We start from the raw sequence: 21490 nt of genomic DNA, 5'->3' as shown, positions 1-21490 counted from the left end.
GATGAATAACATTCTGACTCCCGAAACCATCGGGCTCCTGCTTCAGGCGCTCGGCACGACGCTCATGATGGCCGTCGTCGCCGGCATCGGCTCCCTGATCCTCGGGGTGCTGGTGACGATGGCCCGAGTGAGCCCCATCCCGATTCTGCGGTGGGCCGCCTGGTGCTACGTGCAGTTCTTCATCAATGTGCCGCTGCTGGCGCTGCTCATTCTGGCTGTGTTCGCACTGCCGGATGCCGGTCTGATCGCCCCCCTGACGCCGACGGTCATCATCGTGCTCACCGTTTACGAGGCCGCGTATGTGGCCGAGGCGGTGCGCAGCGGTGTGAACACCGTCGGCGTCGGGCAGGTCGAAGCGGGCCGGGCGCTCGGCTTCTCCCTGCTGCAATCGTTCCGTTTCATCATCATTCCGCAGTCGCTGCGCGCCGTCGTGCAGCCGCTCGGCAACGTGATGATCGCCCTCGCCATGAACACGGCACTCGCTGCCGTCGTCGGCGTCGTCGAGTTCACCAGCGAGGTCAACAAGCTCAACCTCGTCTTTGCACAACCCATTCAAATCTTCACCGGCGCAGGCATCGTCTACATGGCGATCGCACTCGTGATCGGACTCGCCGCAGGCCGGATCGAACGAAGGGTGGCGATCGTCCGATGACCCAGTCACGACACAGTGCCGCAAGCTATCTCTACGAAGAACCTGGCCCCCGCGGCCGACGGTCGATCCTGATCGGTTCCATCATCAGCGCCCTCGTGCTGGTCGGTGTGTTCGCCCTCGGCCTCTATCAGTTCGGTTCGAACGGCCAGCTCGACGCCGAGAAATGGGCGCCATTCACTCAGTGGCCGATCTGGGAGTTCCTGCTCGTCGGCTTCCTCGGCACTCTCGCCGCAGCCGGAATCGTGGCGGTGCTCGGCTCCGCCCTCGGCATCATCCTGGCCCTCGGCCGGATCAGCCCGGTGAAGCCGGTGCGCTGGCTGGCCACCGTCTACATCGAGATCGGCCGCACCGTTCCGGTGCTGCTGCTGATCTACCTGATGCTGTTCGGTCTCCCGCAGCTCGGCATCAACCTTCCCACCCTGTGGAAGCTGGTTGTCCCGCTGACCATCGCCAACTCGGCGGTGTTCGCCGAAATCATCCGGGCCGGCATCCTGAGCCTGCCGCGCGGGCAGACCGAGGCGGCGCTCAGCCTGGGACTGCGTCAGTGGCAGACCATGGCGTTCGTCGTGTTGCCGCAGGCCCTCCGCAACGTCGTGCCGTCGTTGGTCAGCCAGCTGGTCAGTCTGCTGAAGGACACCTCGCTCGGCTACATCGTCGCCTACACGGAGCTGCTCTACCGCGGCCAGGTGCTGTCGACCTTCAACCACCTGCTCATTCAGACGTTCCTCGTCGTCACCCTGATCTACCTGGTCTTTAACGGCAGCCTGTCGGCTCTTGCCTCGCGGCTGCAGAAGCCCACGCGGCGGCGCAAGCCGATCGGACCGCTCGTCACGGCGCTGCCGATGCCGATCGGGCAACCAGAGAGTGAAGTCCGTGCGTAAGTCACCCTTGGTCGAGCTCGCCGCCGTGCGGCGCTCCGGCCTGATCGAGAGCCGTCACTTCGGCTCGCTGATCGCCCTCAACCCAGACGGCCAGGTCGTGCTCGCCCTCGGCGACCCCGATGCCGAGATCCTTCCGCGCTCGACCGTCAAACCGTTGCAGGCTCTCGCCTGCCTCACCGCCGGCGCCCCACTCGTCGGTGCAGAAATCGCGATCGCCTCGGGCAGCCACACCGGCGAAGACGAGCATGTGCGCGTCGTGCGCGGCATCCTGCAGAAGGCCGGACTCGACGAGTCGGCGCTCGGCTGCCCGGCCGATCGGCCGGAGAACGAGGCGACGTTCGAGCAGATGATTCGCTCCGGCGAGCCGCGCTCGGCGATTCGGATGAATTGTTCGGGCAAGCACGCGGCGATGCTGCTGACCTGCGCGGTGAACGACTGGAGCACCGACGACTATCTCGACCCGGCGCATCCGTTGCAGCAGCACATCGCAAAAACCATGGCGTCACTGACCGGTGTTGCCCTCACGCACACCGCCGTCGACGGCTGCGGCGCCCCGCTGTTCGCCACCTCCGTGCACGGAATCGCGACGGCATTCCAGCGTCTCGTGCTGGCGGATGCCGACGAGCCGGCCGGTCATGTCGCCGCGGCGATGCGGGAGTTCCCGTTCTACGTCGGCGGCAGCGGTCAGGCGAATACCGAGCTGATGCGTGCGCTGCCCGGCGTGCTCGCCAAGGGCGGCGCCGAAGGCGTGATCGGGGTCGCGGCAGCCGACGGCTCAGCGGTGTCGATGAAGATCATCGACGGCAGCCCCCGCGCCACGACGCTGATCGCCCTGCGCGTACTCGACTTCGTGGGTGTCTCTGTCACCGCCGCGCAGGCTCTGGCTGAGGTGCCGGTTCTCGGCGGCGGGCAGCGGGTCGGCGAAATCGTTCCCGGCGCTGACTTGCAGGCCGCGATCTTTGCGGCGGAGGCTGCAGCGTGAGCGAACAGGTAGTTCTCGCCGTCGATCTCGGCGGCTCCTCGATGAAGGGTGCGCTCGTCACCGAGCACGGCGAGACGCTCGTCACCGAGACCCGGCTCACGCCCGAGATCGACATCGTCGAGGCGCTCATCGAACTTCTCCACTCGTTGGAGGCGACGGCATCCGTTCACGGGCTGCAGGTCATCGCCGCGGGCGTCGTCACACCCGGCATCGTCGACGAGCAGGCCGGGGTGGTGCGGTATGCCTCGAATCTCGGCTGGAAAGACCTGCCACTATTGCACCTGCTGCGCGCCCGGCTCGACATGCCGGTGGCGATCGGGCATGACGTTCGGGCGGCCGGGCTGGCCGAACAGCTGCTCGGCGCCGCGCGGGGGGCCGACGATTTCGTGCTGATTCCGATCGGCACGGGAGTGGCTGCCGCACTCGTCTCTGCGGGCGGCACGCTCACCGGAGCGACCGGCGCAGCCGGAGAATTCGGGCACATTCCCGTGGTTCCGGGCGGGGAACTGTGCACCTGTGGGCAGCGCGGCTGCCTCGAAGTGTATGTCTCGGGAGCCGGTCTGGCGCGACGCTATCTGGCGCGTGGGGGTGAGGCGCTCAGCTCGAAGCAGATCGTCGCGCGCCTCGGCATCGACCCTCTCGCTGACGCGGTCTGGGCTGAAGCCGTGCAGGTGCTCGCGCAGGGGCTTGCGATCATGACGCTGCTGCTCGACCCGCGGGTCATTGTGATCGGCGGTGGTTTCGCGCATGCCGGCGAGGCGTTGTTCGGGCCGTTGCGCACCGCGCTGACGGCCGGGCTGGCCTGGCGGGAGGCGCCACGCGTCGTGCAGGCGCTGCTCGGCAGCGAGGCGGGCCGGATCGGCGCGTCGATTCTGGCGTTCCGCGCGGCGGGCCGGGGCGATGTTGTCGACGGGTGGGCGGTCGCGGAGGCTGTGGCGGTCTAGGTCCGACCGTGCCGGTGGTCGAGCCTGTCGAGACCGGCGAGCCGATACTCAGACGCAACCCGCGTTCAAGGATTGACTCGCGAGGTTTCGAGACGCGGCCGACTCCGTCGGGCGCTCCTCAACCACCGGCGCTTGCGACTAGGCCACGTCGGCCAGGCAACCCTCCGCCGCGACCCAGCCGAGCATCGCGCACTTGACGCGCATGACGAACTTCGAGACGCCCTGAAAAACCACGGCGTCGCCGAGCACGTCTTCATCGGGTTCGCCGACTCCGCGTGAGCGCATCATCTCGCGGAACGCGTCGATCGTGGCCTGCAGCTCCGCTGTCGTCAGTCCGGGGGCGAGGCCGGCCAGCACCGATGCAGACGCCTGCGAAATACTGCACCCCGCCCCGCGCCAGGCGAGCGCGGCGATCCGGTCGGTGCCGGGCTCCAGAGCGATCTGCAGGGTGATCTCATCGCCGCAGGCCGGGTTGCGTTCGAAGCGCACGGCATCCGCGTGCTCGAGTTCGCCGAATCCGGTGCGGAGCTTCGAATGGTCGAGAATGACCTGCTGGTACAGGCCGGCGAGGGCGTCGCTCATGAGGTTTCTCCGAAGTAGGGGCGCACCTGCGCGACGGCGGCGAGAAAACGGTCGACCTCGGCCTCGGTCGTGTACAGGTAGGCGCTGGCGCGGGTGGTGGCGGTGAGGCCGAGGCGGCGGTGCAACGGCTGGGCGCAGTGGTGTCCGACGCGCACCGCGATGCCGAGGGCGTCGAGGTACTGGCCGACATCGTGCGCGTGAACGCCGGCGACGTCGAAGCTGGCGAGTCCAGCGCGCGGAACACCGAGCCCGGGGCCGACCACACGGATGCCCGGGATCTGCGCGAGACCGGTCAGCATCCGTTCGGCGAGTTCTTCTTCGTGGGCCTCAACACGGTCAAGGCCCACCTCGTCGAGGTAGCGCACCGCGGCGGCGAGGGCGATCGCCTGGGAGACCGGCTGGGTGCCGGCTTCGAAACGTTGCGGGGCCGGGAGGAAGTCGGAGCTTTCCATGGTGACGGTCGTGATCATGGAGCCGCCGGTGCGGAACGGCGGCAGCGCGTTCAGCAGTTCGGCGCGCCCGTAGAGCACGCCGATGCCGGTCGGGCCGAGCATTTTGTGGCCGGAGAAGGCGGCGAAGTCCACGTCGAGGGCGACGACATCAAGGCGACGGTGCGGTGCCGACTGGCAGGCGTCGAGCACGACGAGCGCGCCGACGGCATGAGCGAGTGCGACGAGCTCGGTGACCGGGGCCACGAACCCGGTGACGTTGGACACGTGGGCGAAGGCCACAACCCGGGTCTTCTCACCGATGACGGCCGCGGCGTCGGCGACCGTGTAGATGCCGTTGTCGTCGACCGGGATGAAGCGCAAGGTCGCGCCGGTCGTCGCGGCGAGCTCCTGCCAGGGCACGAGGTTGGCGTGGTGCTCGGCCTCGGTAACGACGATTTCGTCGCCCTCGGTCAGCGCGAAGCGGCGAGCGGATGCTCCCCCCCGGCCGTGACTGGCGTTGGCCATCCCGTAGGCGACGAGGTTGAGCGCGTCGGTGGCGTTGGACGTCCAGACGATCTCGTCGGGCTGCGCACCGACGAAGGTGGCGACGGTCTCGCGGGCGTCTTCATAGGCTTCGGTGGCCAGGCCGGCGAGCGTGTGCGCGCCGCGGTGCACGGCCGCGTTGCTGTGGACCAGGAAGTCGCGTTCGGCATCGAGCACGACCAGCGGGCGCTGCGCGGTGGCGCCGGAGTCGAGGTAGGCGAGCGGGTGCCCGTTGACGGTCTCGGCGAGCGCGGGGAAGTCGGCCCGGATCCGCAGGATGTCCTGCTCGGTCAGGCGCGACGGGTGCGGTGCGGCGCTCGGCGCGGAGGCGCTCGGCGCGTTTGTGCTCGGGGCGGCGGCGCTCGGCGCGGTTTCGCGCTCGGAGGTCGACTCGGTGGTGGTGCCGGCGGCGGGTTGTGACACGGAATGCCTTTCGTAGCGACCTGGATGGCGGGTCGCCTGCTACAACCATTCTCCCCGTGTTCCTGTTCCGCAGCATCCGGATCAGCTGTGTGTGACGTAATTCGGCCGCCATCTGTGTGTGTGGTGTGTGGCTAACTCCTGCAATCCGGCCGGCCGCGCGAAAACTCCCGCATGATTCCGGGGGCCGGACGCGCGACATCCGGAAATTGCCGGAGTTAGCCACCAACCCGCACGACAGGGAGGCGATCGAGACGGTCGCCGGTGAGAATTGTTGAAGGCGTGCGGGTGGGAATAGTGAGCGGCACCGGCGCGCTGAGCCGAGTATGGACAAACGCATCGGCTTTCTCTCCTTCGGCCATTGGCAGGCGATCCCGGGTTCGCAGGTGCGCACCGCGCGCGACGTTCTGACGCAGAGCATCGAGCTCGCGGTCGCCGCCGAGGAGATCGGCATCGACGGCGCCTACGTGCGGGTGCACCACTTCGCGCAGCAGCTTTCCTCGCCGTTCCCGCTGCTGGCGGCGATGGCGGCGCGCACCAGTCGCATCGAGATCGGCACGGGCGTCATCAACATGCGCTACGAGAACCCGCTCTAACCGGGTAATAAACGCCCCGTCTTGGTCCTCTAGAACAAAAACCGGTTCTTACCGGGCAATAAACGCCCCGTGTTCATTTCCTCCTAGTAGCGCACTAGACGGCCCTCAACGGCTACGAGTCGTTCGGCTTCGTGCCAGGAGTTATGTTGTCACTCAAGCATCAGGTCCATGTCGTCCAGAACGGCAGCCGCCGCCGTCCGGCGCGCCGAGCTCTGCCCTCGATCTGCGAAGAACAAGCATGTTGCCCCCGCGACGCCGATCGCGGTGATGGTGACAAGTACCGTCCACATCCACCCGAACTGAGCACGCAGGTCCTCCGCAAGGGACTCATACGTGAAAGCCCAAGCGATGATCGCGAACACGCCCGAAACGGCGACACCTGCCAGCCCCCACGCCGCGGATTGCATCCATTGAGACTGGTCGCCTAGGCCGCTCACCTTGCCCTTGAGAGCGTCCCAACGATGCCTATCGAGCATCACCGTCTCAATCTTCGCGCGGGTGGTGAAACTGCGCTCAGACGTCAGCGTAAGGGTCTGCTGCTGCTCCACCCGGTCACTCCCCGCCCACTACAGGCTCGAGGACCCCCATGCCGATCGCGGAGAACTGGATGGTGTACACGCACCGCTTGCAGGTAACAAGCATCATCGGAAAGTAGGTGTCAAGAATGATGGTTCCGCCGTCGACACGGGACATGCCGAACGGACCCGCCACGTTCCAGCTATTCTCTCCGCAGATAGGGCATACTCGCCCGTTGGTCCAGTGACGATCCAACCACTCGATCGTGCGACTCTCTGGCGTACTCGCTTCATCCATGTCGCAATCCTATCGAGACGTTCACGAGGGACTCGCGTTCGCGGCGCATGGCGCGGGCCCGGCGCGGCTCGGCGCTGAGCATGTGCCAGACATGGCCAGTCAGCATGTGGGCTCCTCGACGCTAGCGGCCAGGATGACACTCAGGCACGCGCCTAGATCCAGGCGGAGGCTTTGGGCGGAAACCAGTCAATCAGCGCGCCACGGAGGTCCACCAGTGCCTCCAGAAGGGCCGCATCAGCGCTCGTACTCGCGGCGTGCTTGGGGTGCCACAAGGACGTACACGCTTGGCGACGTCGCGACGATCTCTGACACCTGCTGGCGAGCGGCGTAGATGAACGCCCGCGCGCGCCTCTACGGCGACGTTGCGACCATGTGCTCCATGGCCTCAACTTCGCCTGATGCAGCTATGTCCGCTCCAGCTCTCACTTTTAACTTGCATGTACAAGAACCAGCTCTTGCCGGGTAGCAAACGCCCGTATTTGTCCCCTAGTAATAGCGCACTAGGTATAGAACGAGAACCCGCTCTACATGGCCGAAGAGGCCGCAGCGACCGACCTGATCAGCGACGGGCGCCTGCAGCTCGGCATCAGCCGCGGGTCACCCGAACCGGCGCTACGCGGCTATGAGGCATTCGGTTATGTTCCCGCCGACGATCGTACGGATGCCGACGAAGCGCGGGTGCACACCGAACTGTTCCGCGCGGCGATCGACGGCGCCGGGGTCGTGCTCCCCAACCCGCAGATGTCGAGATCGGTGGCTCCGCTATCGATTCAGCCGCAGTCCCCCGGACTCCCCGACCGCATCTGGTGGGGTTCCGGCACCCGCAAGACCGCGGTCTGGACCGCCGAACAAGGCATGAATCTGATGAGCAGCACCCTCCTCACCGAAGACACCGGCGTGCCCTTCGACGAATTGCAGGCCGAGCAGATCGCGCTCTACCGCACCGCGTGGGCCGAGGCCGGCTGGCCGCGCGAGCCGCGCGTGTCGGTGAGCCGCAGCATCCTGCCGATCACGACCGCAGAGGACCGCGAGTACTTCGGCTCGATGGCGGCCGGCGAGCGCAGCGATCAGGTGGGATACCTCGACGGCGGGCTCGCCCGCTTCGGCAAGAGCTACGTCGGCGAGCCCGACCAGATTGTGGCCGAACTGGTTCAGGATGCTGCCGTGCAGGCCGCCGACACCATCCTGCTGACGATCCCGAATCAGTTGGGGGTCGACTACAACGCGCACCTGCTCGACACAATCGCGCGGCACATCGCGCCGGCGATCGGCTGGCGCAACAAGAAATAGCACTTGTTGTGTCGGCGGATCATGCAACGATCGCGGCATGACATCCATACAACGCATCCGGCCCGCCGGGCTCGTCGTGAGCCCGGCCTTCAGCCACGTGGCCGTCGTTCCACCTGGCGCAACAACGATCTATGTCGGCGGCCAGAATTCCGTTGACGAAGCGGGCGCACTCGTGGGCGCAGACGACGTGGCAGCGCAAGCAACACGTGCCCTCAGAAACGCGGTGACCGCGCTTCACGCCGTCGACGCGACTGTTGATGACGTCGTGCAGTGGACTGTCATGTTCGTCGACGGGATCGACCTCCGGGCCGCGTACGGGGCGATCGCCACGGAACTGGCATCCGACGAGCCACCGTTGGTGATGGGTGCACGAGTTGCGGGACTCGGGGTACCGGGTGCACTCGTGGAGATCAGCGCCATCGCCGCAGTCGTGCGATGACACCCTCCCCCGAATGGCTCGGCGGGCAACCACACCCATAGTCGAGCTGCTCGACACGCGGGCTGCTCGACGCTGCCCTGGCTGGTACCCGCGTCAGTGGCGGAACGTGGCGCTACGCACTGAAGCGAACGGGTCACGCGTTTTCGCTAATGAACTTCGGGGTCATATGAGCCTGAAGTTCATTAGCGAAAATGGAGCTCCCGCCGCCCGCGCGGGGTCAGCAAAAACCGCACGACAGTCTGAGCGCTGTCGACCATCCCGATGATCGAGGAGCAGCCGACGCAGGAGGCCGCATCTCGAGATCCCGCGAGCCGATCCCTGAACTTGGGTAGCGTCTGAGGGTCGGCTCGCTGGGTCACTTCGACAAGCTCAGTACATCGCTCGAGACGCGTGTTCGCAAGCTCACGCGCTCCTCGACCAACGAGATGGGCGGCGCCCTAGAGCTCGACCTCGCGGTCGCGATGCGCGATCAGCGCCTCGATGACGAGAGCGTGGTCCTCCCGCTGCGGGAGCCCGGAAACACCGACGACGCCGACCTGCATCCCGTTCACCCGGATCGGGAACGCCCCACCGTGGGCCGCATAGTCGCTGATATTCAGGCGCGAATCGACGTCGAAGTTCGCGCCGCGCGACCGGAAGTCGGTGCCGACGGCCAGCGAGGAGTGTCCGAATCGGCGCACCACCCGAAACTTGCGCTCCAGCCAGTCGTCGTTGTCGGCGGATGCCCCGGGCAAGCCCGCGTGGAACACCCGCTGGTCACCGAGCATGATCGCAATCGCGACAGGGTGCAGTCGCTCACTGGCGAGTTCGACGAGGTGGGTGCCGACGGTCCAGGCATCTGCATGGGTGAATGCGGCGAACTGGATGTCGCGCTCCTGCTCGAGAAGAGTGGCCAGGGCCGCCTCTTCTGCGTGACGGTCACTCATGTGACTCCTTCTGGTTGGGCGGTGCGGCACGATCGAGAGGAGCGCGTGCATCGCGGCGGCACCTTCCAGCGTAGGCCTCGCCGCCGCGCGGGTCGGGCGTCGCGACGCGGGTCGCCGCCAACGCGCGTTGCGGCGTTCAACTCGCGCGGCGGCATCCGGCAACATCGTTCACCTCAGATGGTGAAGTCAGATGGTGAAGCCGTCCCCCGACACCGGAGCCGGTTGCTGGCCCCCGGGCTCCAGCCCGTTTGGCGTCACCGCATCGCTGTAGGTGGCGTTCACCAGAATCGGCATGTGGTCCGAGGTTCCCCGCGGAAGAGTCTCGATGCTGTCGATGGACAGCCCGATCGACGTCGCCAGATCGTAGTGCCCGCGGAACACCTTGTAGCGGGTATACGTCCTGCTGTCGCTGAGCGTGAGGTCGTAGCCGCGGGACTGCACATTTTCGCTCAGGTTTTCTTTGAACAGCGGATAGTTGTAGTCGCCCACCATGAGGGTCGGCAGTCCCGGCCCGAGCGTGTGCAACTCCTCGTGCGCCGAACGGATCTGATTGCGCCGCAACGAATTGCGTGCGGTCAGCGGCGCCGCATGAAATGAGGCGACGACGAGCTCGCGTTCCGCCGTATGATCCTTCAGCCTGGTGCCGATCAGGCGCTCGTGCGCGGGGGTGAGCAGCCGGTCGTGGAGTGACTTCTTGAGCGCGAACGTGCGCGTTTGGACCGCAGCGAAGCGGTCCTTTCGGTAGTACAGCGCGAGGCCGAGCCGGTTGCGCGAGGTGGCATCGGCCAGGTGCAATGTGCTGATCTCCGCAGGCAGCGCCAACGTGTCAGCTTCCTGCAAACAGAGCATGTCGGGGTTATACCGATTCACCAGCGCCTCAAGCTCGACGCTCGCCCGGTTCTTGCGGAGGTTGTAACTAATCACCCTCACGATGGCCCTGCCTCTATCTCAGTAGTAGAGCTCCAGCCTACGTTCGGTTCGCTGATTCGGGATGCGACTGGCTCAGAATCCCAGCCGGATGTCTCTCGCACGCGACGGCAAGCGCACACTGCATCCGCCCGGGCGCTCGGCGCAGCATCCCTCTCCCAGCACCCCCTGGTACCGTTGATCCTGGTCGCCCTGCATTTCTCGGAGGCGGGCCTTCGAACCTCAACCCGATGGGATCCCCGTGCTCCGCACCATGAAGAGCTGGTCGTTCAACACGTGTGCGATCGCCGGATTCTCGTGCAGCAGTTTCGCGGTACTTCTCATCATCGTCAACGCCCTCACCGGCAGCGTCGCGGTCACCCAGATTGTGCCCGTGGCAGTTGTGTCGCTCGTGATCGGTGGCGCGCTCTCGGTGCGCGCCCACATCCTCTGGATGCACGGCAACAACGCCCCGGGAACCAACAAACCCAAGCGCTAACCGCACCACGGCAGGCCGTCGCCCGCGTGCACCCGACCGTTCATCAGTCAGCGTCGCCCGCTACAGTGCAGCAATGACTCCACGCCCCGTCCGCACCGGTCGCCGTCGCGCCTGGCTCCTCGGCTGTGCCGCCGGTGTCATCGCCTCAGGGTTGTTGGTGCACGTTATATGCAGCGGACCTGCGGCCGATTTCACGGCCGACGCCCTCTACGCCGTGCTCATCTCTCTGCTCGTCGCGATTCTGCTCCCCCGCGCCTCGAGCGTCACGGTGGCGGGCATCGCGCTCGCGTTCTGCGTGGCGATCGAGTTGTTCCAACTCACCGGGGTACCCGGCATCCTCTCCGACGCCTTCCCGCCAGCCCGGCTCGTCTTCGGCACCACGTTCGCACCGGTCGATCTGATCGCCTATGCGCTCGGAACCGGAGTGGCATTGGCCGCGGATGCCGCGGTGCGGCGCCCGAGAGCCAACCGTGTCAAGTCACCCGGCTCGGAACCGGTGCTCTGAAGCACGGTTCGCAAAATCACCGAGAAGTTCAGCCGAACATTCCCAAGGCGAGTGGCAGCAAAGCCATCGGGCTGACCACAAGCGCCCCGTAACCGACCAGCTTCCAGAAACCGCGACGCACCCGCGCCGATCGCACCTCGGCATCGATCAGCTCGAACGCGGCAAGCAGACCGACCGTCGTGCTGAACTGCGGTTGCGACGGCGCATCGGTCAAAATCGGCACCGGGCCGGTGGCATGCCAGGTGACCGGATTGTCGAGCAGTGAGACGATCTCGTCCTGCTCGGCGGGGCTGAGCACCGGGGACAGATTCGTCAGCCAGCGACGCAGCTGCCATGCATCGACGACCTTGACCTGAGTCGGTCGCTCTCGAATCGTCACCTGCTTGGGATCGATGAACGCAATGACCGGTTGCACCGGCGCGGGCAGGGGCATCCGTTCTTCGACGATGGCCGACACCCGCTGCGCCTCGACTTCGGCGGCCGGGATATAGCCTCGCGCCTCACCGTCAACGACCAGAGTGCTCTTGGCCACCCAGACATCTTTGTCGTGGTGGTGCTTGGTGTTGACGGTGAAGATTCCGCAGGGACCGATCACCAGGTGATCAATGTCCAGCGCGCCCATTCCGGCGGGCAGCGCGTGGAGCACCGTCCACTCGGGCGGCAGCATGTCGAGGATGCGTCCCATCGCGATTTCGCCCTGGGCGTCGAGGTACCACGCGGTGGCGTCCGCGTTCAGCGGCGAGCGTCCGACGAGTCGGGCCAGCGGCGAGCGGCGAGGCATGTCGGCCTGGTGGCGTACCAGATTCTCTATGACCGACTGGCCCGCGCAGCGCTGCCGCATGCTCAGGGTTTCGGCCACGGATCTCCTTCTTGAATGAATAGAATCTAGCGGGCTGGCCGGTTGAATGGGTAGCCCCAAACGGGGGTAGTGCGGCGAATTGTGCCGCTGAGCTATGCGCGTCAGCGTCGCCGGATCGCCTGAACCGACAGCTGCACACTCGCCAGGAGCAACAGCGCCACGAAGAGCATGTTCGCTACCGCGGCCGGCAGCCACAGCGCCAGCGCCACTCCCCCGAAGGATGCCGCGGTCGCCGCGACCCCCACGATGAGAACACTCGGCAGATCGATCAACTTGTTCGCACGATTGCGCAGCGTTCCGGTGATTCCCGTCGGAATCATGACGAGCAGCGAGGTGCCCTTAGCCACCAGATCGCTGGCACCGAACAGGATGATCAGGGCCGGCACGGCGATCAGACCGCCGCCGATGCCGAACAGGCCGGATGCGATGCCCATCAGCAGTCCGACGGCCAGCATGCTGAGCACCACACCGATGCTGAGCTCGACCGTGTCGCCACGGATCGGGGTGACCAGCAGCATCCGGATTGCAACGATCACGATCAGTGCGATGAAGGTCCAGCGCAGCCAGGCCAGCGACAGCCGGGCCAGCAGGGCCGACCCGATCATCGCACCGACAACAGCGCCCACGGCGATGACCAGTCCCGCGACGAGGTCAATGTGCCCGTTGGCCAGATAGTTGGCACTTCCGACGATCGCGGTCGGCACGATTGCGGCCAGAGAGGTCGCCGCGGCACGGCGCTGGTCCATGCCGGCCAGCCCGACCAGAAGCGGAACCATCAGGATGCCGCCACCGACGCCGAGAAGGCCGGAGAGCAGACCGCCCAGCAGACCGACAATCGCCAAGACCAGCCAGCGGCGCGGGGGTGCGAACAGGGCGTCGGCTGCGGCGTGGTCACGCACTGAAGTGACGTGCTCGGTCATACTGGCTGCTTTCGGTCGCGGGCGATCATGCCCGGGGAACGTCGGAAAGTCAGCGTTGACGGAGCGGGGCCGTCGCGGGATGCGCGTCGAGCCCCCGAGCGATTATAAGCACCCGCGAGAGACCTGCCCGTGCACGCAGGGCCGCGCTCGTCGTCATCGCCCGGCCGGCGGAGCAGAATGGAGTTGTGATCTGCCAACGAATTCTGGTGCGAGGCCGCGTGCAGGGCGTCGGATTTCGCTATTCCGCCCGAGCCGAAGCGATGCGTCTCGGCGTCGCCGGAACGGCCCGCAATCGCGACGACGGCGCAGTCGACGTTGTCGTCGAGGGCGATGCCGCACCCGTCGCGGCGATGCTCGACTGGCTGGCGGTCGGTCCGCCCGGGGCTCGCGTCGAGAGCGTCGAGGTGTCGGAGCTGACGCCGACCGGCCTGAGCGGTTTCAGGATCGTCGGCTAGGCAACCCGCGCTCAGCCGCACTGGCGTAGCGTTGAAGCATGCAAGCGCACGGGCATCTGGGTCTCTCCAGATGAGACTGAGCGTTCGGCAGGGGTTCGGCATCGGCCGGCTCGTTCTCGCTTGCGCGGGCGTTGTCGGGTTGATCGGCAATTTCGATTACGTGCTCGGCTTCAAGTCGTTCGGTGCCAACAACTTCTTCAGCTACTTCACGATTCAAAGCGCCATGGCGGCTGTGGTCATGTTCACGCTCGCCGCCATCGTCGCGTTTCGCCGGCGGGAGGACCCGCCCTGGCTCGACGTGCTGCGCACCCTGGTGACGACGTACATCATTGTCTCGGGCATCGTCTTCGCCGTGATGGTGGTGGAGTCCTCGTCGCGGGCGTATCGCATCGATGTGCCGTGGTCAGATCAGCTGCTGCACTTCTGGATTCCTGCCTTCGCGTTGCTCGACTGGCTTTTCGACCCGCACAAGAACCGGATGCGCTGGCGGTTGCTCGGTTGGGTGGTGATCTACCCGCTCGTCTGGGGTGTCTTCACTCTGATTCGCGGTGCCCAGGTCGGCTGGTACCCCTACTTCTTTCTCGATGGCAGCCAGGTCAGCGTCGCCGAAACGGTGATCTACTGCCTGATGTGTCTCGCAATCATCGTCGGCGTAACGGCGCTGCTGGTGGCCACCTCACGACTCAGATTGTCACCGTGGTGGACGCCCGCGCCGCAGCGGCATCCGGTGCCGGCCGGGCATCCGTCGACGGGGCATCAACCGGCCGGTCATCAACCGTCGGGTCATCAACYGCAGACCGGGGAGCGCGACGGCACCCCGCTACTGACCGACGAACGGCTCCAGGCTGCGGAGCGCCGCGGCTAAGACCTCGTCGTCATCCTGCTTCGCGAGACGACGTGCACTGTCGGCGGCGGTCAGCCCCATCAGCACGGGCTGCCCGGTGAGCGGCAGCAGGTTCACCCAGACCGGAAAGTCCACGGTGTCGCCGACGACGTTCCAGATTTCAGCTTCCGACGTCCAAAAGGGGGTGTCGTAGCGCAGCCAGATCTTGTCGAGAACTCCCATGCCGAGCTCCGCGATCGCCGCGCGGTGCGCAAACGGCAGCGGCGGGCTGAACTCGAGCGCGTCGGCCTTCAACACCCCGAGCGGCACCGTCACGATCACGCGGTCGACGTTGATCGATTCGCCGGTCGCCATCCGCAGGCTCACGGTCTGGGCTGTGTAGGCGACCTTGGTGACGATGGTCGACAGCATCACATCGAGGTCGGTGGCCATCGAGGTGAGCAGGGTCGAATAGCCGCCGAGCACAATGCGCTCGTCGGCGAATTCCGCGTTGACGGCACTGGGTGTCGGCGCGTACCAGGCCGAGACCTCCGCCGCGGATGCCCCAGTGGGCATCTCGACATCGGTGACGAGTTCGAGGCCCAGCCAGTCGGCATCCGTCGGCGCGGCACCCTCTGCCGCGGTCGGCGCGGTCGGCGGCGGCGTCGGCGCGCCGGAACCAACGAGGGCGTCGGCGACCGAGACGTCGTGGGGCTGGGTCGCGGCCCAGTCGAGCGCGGCGGTGAGCAGCCGGGCACCGGTGTCGGGAACCGTCACCGTCTCGCCCGAGCGATCGCGCGTTTCAGCGGGCGTGCTGACGGGGGCCGTCGCGACGCCCGCTGCGGTGAGTTCATCGTCGAGGCTCGGGCTGCCGACCGGGGCGGTCGAGTGCACGAACGAAGCGCCGAGCTCGATCGGGAACGGCCAGTCCGAGCCGGAGACGGTATCGATGCGACCGCCGACCCGGTCACGGGATTCGATCACGATCACCGAAAAACCGGCGTCGCTCAATTGGCGAGCAGCAGTGAGGCCGGCGAGGCCGGCGCCGATCACCGCGACGCGCTCCCGCGCCGAGGCAGCTGTAGAAACGGCGGTCGCCGCGACTCGGCCCGAATCCTGTGCACCCTGGGCCGTCCCGGGTGCGACCTCGGCAACGGCCTCCCCGGCCAGAAAGATGCGGTCGAGCACAGGAGCGGCTAGGTCGGCACGCTGCTCAGGAGCCGAACCGACTGCCTGATAGCTGAATGAACCGCCGGCAAACGGATCGTTTGACCAGTTCGTGCGCTGCATCCCGGCGGGCTTCGGGACCGGTGATGGGCTCGGTGAGCCGGTCGAGGTCGGCGACTTCGTCGGCGAGGGATTCACCGGCGTGCACGCGGCGAGCGCCGCGACAGAGAGGCCGGATGCCGACACGAGCAGAAAGGTTCGACGATCGATCACGATGCGCGCGTCACTTCGTGTGGTGCTGCGCCGGGTGTTGCGGCACCATGCGCTTTCGGGACCTCGCCATTCATAACCCTCAAACTAACCCATGAAGCTCGGGATGTTCGAGGCTTCGAGGTTCGGGCCTGTGGCAGGAATACGGGAGCGACGACCATCTCGGTGGTTGAGGAGCGCCCGACGGAGTCGGACGCGTCTCGAAACCGCGCGAGCAAATCCTTGAACGCGGGTCTGGAGATCGGCTCACGAGGTTTCGAGACGCTCGCTGACGCTCGCTCCTCAACCACCGGAAGCGCTCAGCGTCGCGCCTAGGCGGGCGCCTGCAGAAAGCCGTCGTCGAGAAGCTCGCGCACCCGCGGCAGCAACTCGGCCCGCAGGTCGGTCTCGTCGGCTTCGAGCAATTGGGCCAGTGCCCCGATGATCGCTCCCACCGACAATTCGCGGTCGCAGGCGCCGATCAGTGCGGCGAGCGCGGTGTCGAGCTGCACGGAGCGCCCGAACCCGCCGCCCTGGTGCAGGGTCATCAGGGTGGGGTCGTCCTGCCCTGGCCAGTAATGCCGCTCTTCCGTCACGTCGGGAGCGACAGTGAGATGGGAGGCGGCGAGCTGGGCGTCATCCGTCGCCACCTGCCAGTCGTGCGCCTGCAGGCAGGCGGCCAGGTGACTGCCGATGCCGGCGGCGTTCGCGCCGAGGGCGTCGTGAAGGCGTTCGAGGCGGCGGAGCGGCGCGGATGTCCCGGTTGCGTTGGGAGAGGCGCTGAGCGGAGCGCGCAGCAGCATGTAGCCGAAGCCGACCTTGCTCACACCGCGGGCTTCGAAGTCGTCGAGCCAGGCGCCGTAGAGGCGGTCGAAGTCAGCGGTGTCGGGACGGGTGCCTCCGTCACGAATCCAGGTTTCGGCGTAATCGGTCGGACCCTGAGCTTCGCGTTCGATGATCCACGCGTCAAGCGGCGTTCCCTCGGTGCCGTTCGGGGCGTCGAGCCACGAGCGCAGCCGGTCGAACGCGTCGCCGCTCGTACTCCCGGTCGACTCGGCACCCTCGTGGTACTCCCAGTTGCCGAGCAGCTGGGCAATTCCGCCCGGGTTCAAGTGAGCGGCCGCACCGGTCACGACCGCCTCGACGATCGCGTCGCCGACGAGGCCGCCGTCGCGGTACTCGTAGCTCGGCACCCCCTCGGTTCGCGGCGTGATCACGAACGGTGGGTTCGAAATGATGTGGTCGAATCGTTCCCCGGCGACTGGGTCGAACAGGCTGCCGAGGCGAAACTCGATATTGCTGATGCCGTTGAGTTCGGCGTTCAGTGCGGCAATCTCGAGTGCGCGCTCCGAGATGTCGGTGGCGACGACGCGCGCGGCGTGGCGGGCGGCGTGCATCGCTTGGATGCCGCATCCGGTGCCGAGGTCGAGTGCCGACTCCACCTCATTCGGAATCATCAGGCCCGCCAAGGTAAGCGAGGCTCCGCCGACGCCGAGCACGTGGTTCTCACCGAGCTCGTGGCCGAGGGCGAGCTCGCCGAGGTCGGAGACGATCCACCAGCTGCCGGCGCCGTGGCCGTCGATGAAGCTGTAGGGGCGCAGCTCGAGTAGCGGGCGCACCCCTGAGGCATCCTGGTCATCGATACCGATCAGGCCGAGTTCGACGGCTCCGTCGATGCCGAGGGTCGGAAGTGCGGCGTCCAGATCCGTCTGCGCCACCGGAAGCCCGAGCACGAACAGTCGCGCGAGGGTGGCCGAGCGCTCTTCGCGACCGAGCTTCTCGCGCAGCTCGGCGAGCGCCCGCAGTGCCGGAACCCGCTGATTGCGGTGCAGGGCGGCATCCGCTGCGCTCCCCCACAACCCGGTGAGTGCGGTCACGCTGAAGTTGGCGGAGGCGAGGTCGGTACGAAGCTGGTCGATCAGTGCGGAAGTCACTCAACTATTCAACTGCACTCCGGGGGCGACGCTTCGCCTTCCCTGCTTTTCCCCGTCGGGCACCGCTTCATGGCACTGCCCCTGTGGCTAACTCCGGTTATCTCGGATGCTGGAAATTGACAACCGCAGGAATCCGCGGCAGCCGAGGGCTTGCTGCCGTCGCCGCCCGGGAGTAACCGGAGTTAGCCACACAAACGGCACGCATCGGGCCGGCACGAGAAGAACTCGGGCTGTGCAGTTAAAGCCAGCGCATCGTGAACGCCCGGGCCAGCACCTGGTTCGCGGGCGGGATCGCCAGCACCCGCACTGCGGCGTTACGGGCATGCAGCCGCAGTCCGTCGTACGGGCGTCCCATCGCCATGTTGAATCCGGCCTGCCGCACGGCCATTCGAGCGGCACTGCGCCGGCGCCGGTCGTACGCGGCCAGTGGGGCGTCGGCCTCCCGAGCAGAGTCGCGGTTATCGTCGCGACGCGCTGCCTGCGCCTCCCGATCCGCCGCGACCGCGCGCTCGAGGGCCGGGGCGAGAGCGACGGCATCCAACCATCCGAGGTTCATCCCCTGCCCGCCGATCGGGCTGATCTCGTGCGCCGCATCCCCGACCAGCACAATGCGGCCGACGACCATCCGTTCGGCGAGCCGCTGCTGCACCGCGAAGGCGCTCGGTGCCGCCACCGCATCGGGCAGCGTCACCGTCGTGCGTCGTCTGACGATGTCGGCCAGGTCGGCGCCGCTCGCCTCCGGGGTGAGCCCATTCGTCATCGCCACCCATCGGCGCTTCCCACCCGGCAGCGGGAACGATTCGACGACCCCGCCGCGTTCGAAGAACAGCACCGCCGTCGACCCGTTCGCGCCCGAGTCAGGGAAGTCGGCCATCAGATAGGTTTCACCGGTGCCGATCGTGCGCCAGCCGATCCCGGCCGCTGCTCGCACCCGACTGCGCGCCCCGTCGGCGCCGACGAGATAGCCGGCGCTCACCACCCGGCCGTCAGCGAATCTGGCTTCGACGCGATTCCCGGTGTCACGCACATCCGTCACCGCGACCCCCTCGTGCAGGGCGCCCGGCCGAAGTTGCCGAAAGCGCTCCCGGAGCAGCGCCTCGGTCTCATGCTGCGGCAGCGAGGCGACGAAGGGGTGGGCGGGAGCCGCCCGTTCGAAAGACAGCCGGCCGAGTGCCCTCCCATCGCAACCGACGACTCCCTCCCGAATTCTTACGGCTCGCGTGAGCAGGTCGTCGGCGACGCCGATCTGTTGCAGCGCGGTTAAGCCGGGCGGGTGGATGCCGATGGCCCGGGAGCGCAGGGACGGCTCGGTGCGCGCCTCGAACACCTCGACATCGACACCGCGCAGGGCGAGCAGGCATGCGGTCAGCAGCCCGACCGGGCCGCCACCGACGACGAGCACCTCAGGCATCCGTCGGCTCCGCCGGCGCCCGCTCCCCTGGCTTCGCACCCGCACCCGCCGAGTTTGCCCGTTCCGGTCGACTTTGCCTGGTGTGCCGCGCAAGCTCGACCGGAAGTGTCAAACTCGACGCGCGGGGCGGAGGAGACGTGCCGACCGGCTTTGCCCGCGGAGCGACCCAGCGCAGCACCAGGCGCGACGGCAGCTCGCGGGTGACATGCCAGCCGGCCGGCCCCGCCAGGCCTCCGCCCGTTGCCCGACCGCTCTGTGCGACACCGCCCGTCGTCAGACCGGCCGCCAGCCCCGCCGTCCCGAGCGCCGCACGCAACTCCCGCGCCGTGAAACTGCGCCGGATCGAGGTCAAGCCGTCTTCACGAATATAGGAGTCCCGAAAGAACGGAAAGGTGCCGACCGCGAACCCCAGGTAACCCCACCGGCTCCGCTCGATGTCGGCGTGCAGCACGCGCCGCCGACAGAGCTGCTCCGAGTCGAACAGCAGCCCGCCGAGCTCGGTGGCGCTCAGGTGATGCAGCACATGATTCGACACCACGAAGTCGAACCGCGCCCCCTCAGCCACCAGCTCAGAGCTGAGCGCCCGGCGAAACACGAGCCCCGGCAGCGGCGGTTGGCCGACCGCGAAGGCGTGCGCACGCGCATCCGGGTCGATCGCGGTCACGCTCAGCCGCACCCGGTCGCGCACTGCCCACCGCGCCAGCGCCCGCGCCACATCGCCGCCGCCGGCCCCCACGTCGAGCAGAGTGCTGTTCTTCGACGGACTGAGCATCGGGCGGATGTCCCGGCGATAGATCGTGCGCCATCCCGACACCACCGCGTTGATATAGCGAAATTCGTCGTAGGTGCGCTCGAGGCGCTGCGGGTCGCAGTCGCCGTCCATGATCTCGACGGCGTCGATCGCCCGAGAGCCGAGCGATGGGAAGGCCATCGGGCGACTACCCGCGGCTCGCGGTCATCAAACTTGATTCGACGGTGAGTCCCGGACCGAATGCCATCGCGCAGACCCGCTCGCCGTCGGCGGTCGCCGGCGAGTCCATGATCGACTTGAGCACGAACAGCACGGTCGCACTCGACATGTTCCCGAACTCCCGCAGCGTCTGCCGGGCCGGCTCCAACTGAGCCTCAGTGAGCGCGAGTTTCGCCTCGGTCTTGTCGAGGATGCTGCGCCCACCGGGGTGAATCGCCCAGTGCGCGATCGCCTCATTCAACGGTTTGGTCAGCACGGCGACACTGGGCGCGCCGCTCGCCTCGAGCGTTGCGCCGTCGTCGGGCGGCCCGTCGTCGCCGATCGCCAGCTCCCCGTTCGCCTCGCCGGATTCCACCCCGGTGTACAGCGAGCCGTCGGCCCCGATCAGATCGGCCAGCTCCGGGTCACGCGCCAGCAGCGGCGCCAAGGCGCTCTCGATGTGCTCGTCGATGATGTGCGGCACGTAGCTGCTCAGCACCATTTCGAAACCCTCGTCACCGATCTTCCAGGCCATGTCGCCCTCGCCGACGGGCGTGATCACCGTCTCGAAATGGTCGAGGGTGAGGGCGCTTTCGCCCGGCCAGGGGTCGCGGGCCGACACGATTCCCGCTGCCGCACCATCCGCGAACAGCGAGGAGGCGACGATGGTGTCCGGATCGTTCGAGGTGCGCAGATGCAGCGAACACAGCTCGGCGCTGACCACCAGCACGACGGCATCCGGATCGGCTTCGACGAATTGCTTCGCCGTGCGCAGAGCCGGCATCGCCGCGTAACACCCCATGAAGCCGAGGTGGTAGCGCTGCGTCGACGGGTTCAGTCCCAGCTCGCGCACCAGCATGTAGTCGGGTCCGGGGGCAAAGAACCCGGTGCACGACACGGTGACGACGTGCGTCACATCGGCGGCGGTCACCCCCGGGCAGTTCTCGAGGGCCCGGCGACCCGCCTCTACGAAGAGCTTCGTCGCCTCGACGATGTAGAGCTCGTTGCGCACCTTGGTTCCCGGAACGAGCAGGCGCTGATCGACCGGATCGAAGAACTGCGGATTCGGCGTGTCGACGTCGTAGGTGAGTTCGGCGATGACGGTGCGCCGCGTGTCGATGCCCGACAGGTTGAACGACGTCGTCACCAGCCTCTGGGCCAGGCGACTCAGGTCGGGCTGGGCGGCGAAGACATCCCGCACTTGCTCCTGCACCAGGATTGTCGGGGGTACTGCAGTCTGTAGCGAACGCAACGTGACGGCCATAGCTCAGTGTGCCACGCGAGTGTTCGAAGTGGCACCCCTGAAATAACCCG

At 67.0% G+C, this 21490-nt stretch carries 22 protein-coding genes and 2 pseudogenes; 11 read left to right on the top strand and 13 right to left on the bottom strand.

Features of this window, described 5'->3' with window-relative positions; genetic code table 11:
* The first annotated feature begins 1 nt into the window (after position 1).
* The 4 genes from AC1DCF_RS10885 to AC1DCF_RS10870 are packed head-to-tail and all read left to right on the top strand — an operon-like array spanning position 2 to position 3459.
* Complete coding sequence (locus tag AC1DCF_RS10885) at positions 2-652, top strand: amino acid ABC transporter permease (protein ID WP_477211028.1); 651 nt, start codon at positions 2-4, stop codon at positions 650-652.
* On the top strand, positions 649-1533 hold the full coding sequence (locus AC1DCF_RS10880) for an amino acid ABC transporter permease (protein ID WP_477211027.1): 885 nt from the start codon (positions 649-651) through the stop codon (positions 1531-1533). The genes AC1DCF_RS10885 and AC1DCF_RS10880 overlap by 4 nt, the downstream gene beginning before the upstream one ends.
* Positions 1526-2515 (top strand): asparaginase, encoded by a 990-nt coding sequence (locus AC1DCF_RS10875; RefSeq protein ID WP_477211026.1) that lies wholly within the window; start codon positions 1526-1528, stop codon positions 2513-2515. Before AC1DCF_RS10880 ends, AC1DCF_RS10875 begins: the two co-directional genes overlap by 8 nt.
* Positions 2512-3459, top strand: coding sequence for an ROK family protein (locus AC1DCF_RS10870; protein WP_477211025.1), 948 nt, complete (start codon positions 2512-2514; stop codon positions 3457-3459). Before AC1DCF_RS10875 ends, AC1DCF_RS10870 begins: the two co-directional genes overlap by 4 nt.
* 138 nt (positions 3460-3597) lie before the next feature.
* On the opposite strand, the gene sufU is transcribed toward AC1DCF_RS10870, so the two are convergent.
* Both sufU and AC1DCF_RS10860 read right to left on the bottom strand, forming a co-directional pair.
* Complete coding sequence (gene sufU, locus AC1DCF_RS10865) at positions 3598-4041, bottom strand: Fe-S cluster assembly sulfur transfer protein SufU (RefSeq protein WP_477211024.1); 444 nt, start codon at positions 4039-4041, stop codon at positions 3598-3600.
* Positions 4038-5309: an aminotransferase class V-fold PLP-dependent enzyme gene (locus AC1DCF_RS10860; RefSeq protein WP_477211158.1), complete on the bottom strand. Its 1272-nt coding sequence runs from the start codon at positions 5307-5309 to the stop codon at positions 4038-4040. The genes sufU and AC1DCF_RS10860 overlap by 4 nt, the downstream gene beginning before the upstream one ends.
* Positions 5310-5761: 452 nt before the next feature.
* On the opposite strand from AC1DCF_RS10860, the pseudogene AC1DCF_RS10855 reads away from it, so the two are divergent.
* A pseudogene (locus AC1DCF_RS10855) lies at positions 5762-6028 on the top strand (LLM class flavin-dependent oxidoreductase); the annotation flags it as partial.
* 152 nt (positions 6029-6180) lie between these two features.
* Here the strand turns inward: AC1DCF_RS10855 and AC1DCF_RS10850 are convergent.
* The gene (locus AC1DCF_RS10850) at positions 6181-6579 is read right to left on the bottom strand and encodes a hypothetical protein (protein WP_477211023.1); all 399 of its coding nucleotides are present in this window, start codon (positions 6577-6579) and stop codon (positions 6181-6183) included.
* Positions 6580-6583: 4 nt separating this feature from the next.
* A complete protein-coding gene (locus AC1DCF_RS10845; protein ID WP_477211022.1) occupies positions 6584-6844 on the bottom strand; it encodes a hypothetical protein in 261 nt (86 codons plus the stop codon).
* Between the two features lie 513 nt (positions 6845-7357).
* Between AC1DCF_RS10845 and AC1DCF_RS10840 the strand changes: the two are divergent.
* Positions 7358-8134: pseudogene (locus AC1DCF_RS10840) on the top strand (LLM class flavin-dependent oxidoreductase); the annotation flags it as partial.
* Positions 8135-8171: 37 nt separating this feature from the next.
* Positions 8172-8573 carry a RidA family protein gene (locus tag AC1DCF_RS10835; RefSeq protein ID WP_477211021.1) on the top strand — a complete coding sequence of 134 codons (402 nt, stop codon included), beginning with the start codon at positions 8172-8174 and terminating at the stop codon, positions 8571-8573.
* 437 nt (positions 8574-9010) lie between these two features.
* On the opposite strand, the gene AC1DCF_RS10830 is transcribed toward AC1DCF_RS10835, so the two are convergent.
* Together AC1DCF_RS10830 and AC1DCF_RS10825 are read right to left on the bottom strand one after the other, a co-directional pair.
* The gene (locus tag AC1DCF_RS10830) at positions 9011-9499 is read right to left on the bottom strand and encodes a heme-degrading domain-containing protein (RefSeq protein ID WP_441790067.1); all 489 of its coding nucleotides are present in this window, start codon (positions 9497-9499) and stop codon (positions 9011-9013) included.
* Positions 9500-9685: 186 nt separating this feature from the next.
* Positions 9686-10429 carry an endonuclease/exonuclease/phosphatase family protein gene (locus AC1DCF_RS10825; RefSeq protein WP_477211020.1) on the bottom strand — a complete coding sequence of 248 codons (744 nt, stop codon included), beginning with the start codon at positions 10427-10429 and terminating at the stop codon, positions 9686-9688.
* A 238-nt stretch (positions 10430-10667) separates the two neighbouring features.
* On the opposite strand from AC1DCF_RS10825, the gene AC1DCF_RS10820 reads away from it, so the two are divergent.
* Together AC1DCF_RS10820 and AC1DCF_RS10815 are read left to right on the top strand one after the other, a co-directional pair.
* Positions 10668-10904, top strand: coding sequence for a hypothetical protein (locus AC1DCF_RS10820; protein WP_477211019.1), 237 nt, complete (start codon positions 10668-10670; stop codon positions 10902-10904).
* Positions 10905-10977: 73 nt separating this feature from the next.
* The gene (locus tag AC1DCF_RS10815; RefSeq protein WP_477211018.1) at positions 10978-11409 is read left to right on the top strand and encodes a ribosomal maturation YjgA family protein; all 432 of its coding nucleotides are present in this window, start codon (positions 10978-10980) and stop codon (positions 11407-11409) included.
* A gap of 28 nt (positions 11410-11437) precedes the next feature.
* Here the strand turns inward: AC1DCF_RS10815 and AC1DCF_RS10810 are convergent, their stop codons facing one another.
* A complete protein-coding gene (locus AC1DCF_RS10810) occupies positions 11438-12268 on the bottom strand; it encodes a nuclease-related domain-containing protein (RefSeq protein ID WP_441790071.1) in 831 nt (276 codons plus the stop codon).
* Positions 12269-12369: 101 nt separating this feature from the next.
* The gene (locus AC1DCF_RS10805; protein WP_477211017.1) at positions 12370-13188 is read right to left on the bottom strand and encodes a sulfite exporter TauE/SafE family protein; all 819 of its coding nucleotides are present in this window, start codon (positions 13186-13188) and stop codon (positions 12370-12372) included.
* 185 nt (positions 13189-13373) lie between these two features.
* Between AC1DCF_RS10805 and AC1DCF_RS10800 the strand changes: the two genes are divergently transcribed.
* Together AC1DCF_RS10800 and AC1DCF_RS10795 are read left to right on the top strand one after the other, a co-directional pair.
* Positions 13374-13643: an acylphosphatase gene (locus AC1DCF_RS10800; RefSeq protein WP_477211016.1), complete on the top strand. Its 270-nt coding sequence runs from the start codon at positions 13374-13376 to the stop codon at positions 13641-13643.
* A gap of 70 nt (positions 13644-13713) precedes the next feature.
* Positions 13714-14508 (top strand): Pr6Pr family membrane protein, encoded by a 795-nt coding sequence (locus AC1DCF_RS10795; RefSeq protein ID WP_477211015.1) that lies wholly within the window; start codon positions 13714-13716, stop codon positions 14506-14508.
* Here the strand turns inward: AC1DCF_RS10795 and AC1DCF_RS10790 are convergent.
* The 5 genes from AC1DCF_RS10790 to AC1DCF_RS10770 form a co-directional block, all read right to left on the bottom strand.
* Positions 14464-15906 carry a flavin monoamine oxidase family protein gene (locus AC1DCF_RS10790; protein ID WP_477211014.1) on the bottom strand — a complete coding sequence of 481 codons (1443 nt, stop codon included), beginning with the start codon at positions 15904-15906 and terminating at the stop codon, positions 14464-14466. The two genes, AC1DCF_RS10795 and AC1DCF_RS10790, sit on opposite strands and share 45 nt — an antisense overlap.
* A 308-nt stretch (positions 15907-16214) precedes the next feature.
* The gene (locus AC1DCF_RS10785; RefSeq protein ID WP_477211013.1) at positions 16215-17816 is read right to left on the bottom strand and encodes a DUF7059 domain-containing protein; all 1602 of its coding nucleotides are present in this window, start codon (positions 17814-17816) and stop codon (positions 16215-16217) included.
* Positions 17817-18054: 238 nt separating this feature from the next.
* A complete protein-coding gene (locus tag AC1DCF_RS10780; protein WP_477211012.1) occupies positions 18055-19227 on the bottom strand; it encodes an FAD-dependent oxidoreductase in 1173 nt (390 codons plus the stop codon).
* Positions 19220-20158 carry a methyltransferase domain-containing protein gene (locus AC1DCF_RS10775; protein ID WP_477211011.1) on the bottom strand — a complete coding sequence of 313 codons (939 nt, stop codon included), beginning with the start codon at positions 20156-20158 and terminating at the stop codon, positions 19220-19222. Before AC1DCF_RS10775 ends, AC1DCF_RS10780 begins: the two co-directional genes overlap by 8 nt.
* Positions 20159-20165: 7 nt before the next feature.
* Complete coding sequence (locus AC1DCF_RS10770) at positions 20166-21440, bottom strand: type III polyketide synthase (RefSeq protein WP_477211010.1); 1275 nt, start codon at positions 21438-21440, stop codon at positions 20166-20168.
* Positions 21441-21490 lie beyond the last annotated feature (50 nt).

The sequence above is a fragment of the Leifsonia sp. 10L418 genome (assembly GCF_056395445.1).
Note: the sequence above shows the minus strand (reverse complement) of the source record. Positions and strands in the feature narration are given on the sequence as shown.

Coding starts and splice junctions, on each gene's coding strand:
- AC1DCF_RS10805 (WP_477211017.1), bottom strand. CDS start 13,188: ATGACCGAGCACGTCACTTCAGTGCGTGACCACGCCGCAGCCGACGCC.
- AC1DCF_RS10770 (WP_477211010.1), bottom strand. CDS start 21,440: ATGGCCGTCACGTTGCGTTCGCTACAGACTGCAGTACCCCCGACAATC.
- AC1DCF_RS10885 (WP_477211028.1), top strand. CDS start 2: ATGAATAACATTCTGACTCCCGAAACCATCGGGCTCCTGCTTCAGGCG.
- AC1DCF_RS10845 (WP_477211022.1), bottom strand. CDS start 6,844: ATGGATGAAGCGAGTACGCCAGAGAGTCGCACGATCGAGTGGTTGGAT.
- AC1DCF_RS10775 (WP_477211011.1), bottom strand. CDS start 20,158: ATGGCCTTCCCATCGCTCGGCTCTCGGGCGATCGACGCCGTCGAGATC.
- AC1DCF_RS10780 (WP_477211012.1), bottom strand. CDS start 19,227: ATGCCTGAGGTGCTCGTCGTCGGTGGCGGCCCGGTCGGGCTGCTGACC.
- AC1DCF_RS10880 (WP_477211027.1), top strand. CDS start 649: ATGACCCAGTCACGACACAGTGCCGCAAGCTATCTCTACGAAGAACCT.
- sufU (WP_477211024.1), bottom strand. CDS start 4,041: ATGAGCGACGCCCTCGCCGGCCTGTACCAGCAGGTCATTCTCGACCAT.
- AC1DCF_RS10830 (WP_441790067.1), bottom strand. CDS start 9,499: ATGAGTGACCGTCACGCAGAAGAGGCGGCCCTGGCCACTCTTCTCGAG.
- AC1DCF_RS10835 (WP_477211021.1), top strand. CDS start 8,172: ATGACATCCATACAACGCATCCGGCCCGCCGGGCTCGTCGTGAGCCCG.
- AC1DCF_RS10815 (WP_477211018.1), top strand. CDS start 10,978: ATGACTCCACGCCCCGTCCGCACCGGTCGCCGTCGCGCCTGGCTCCTC.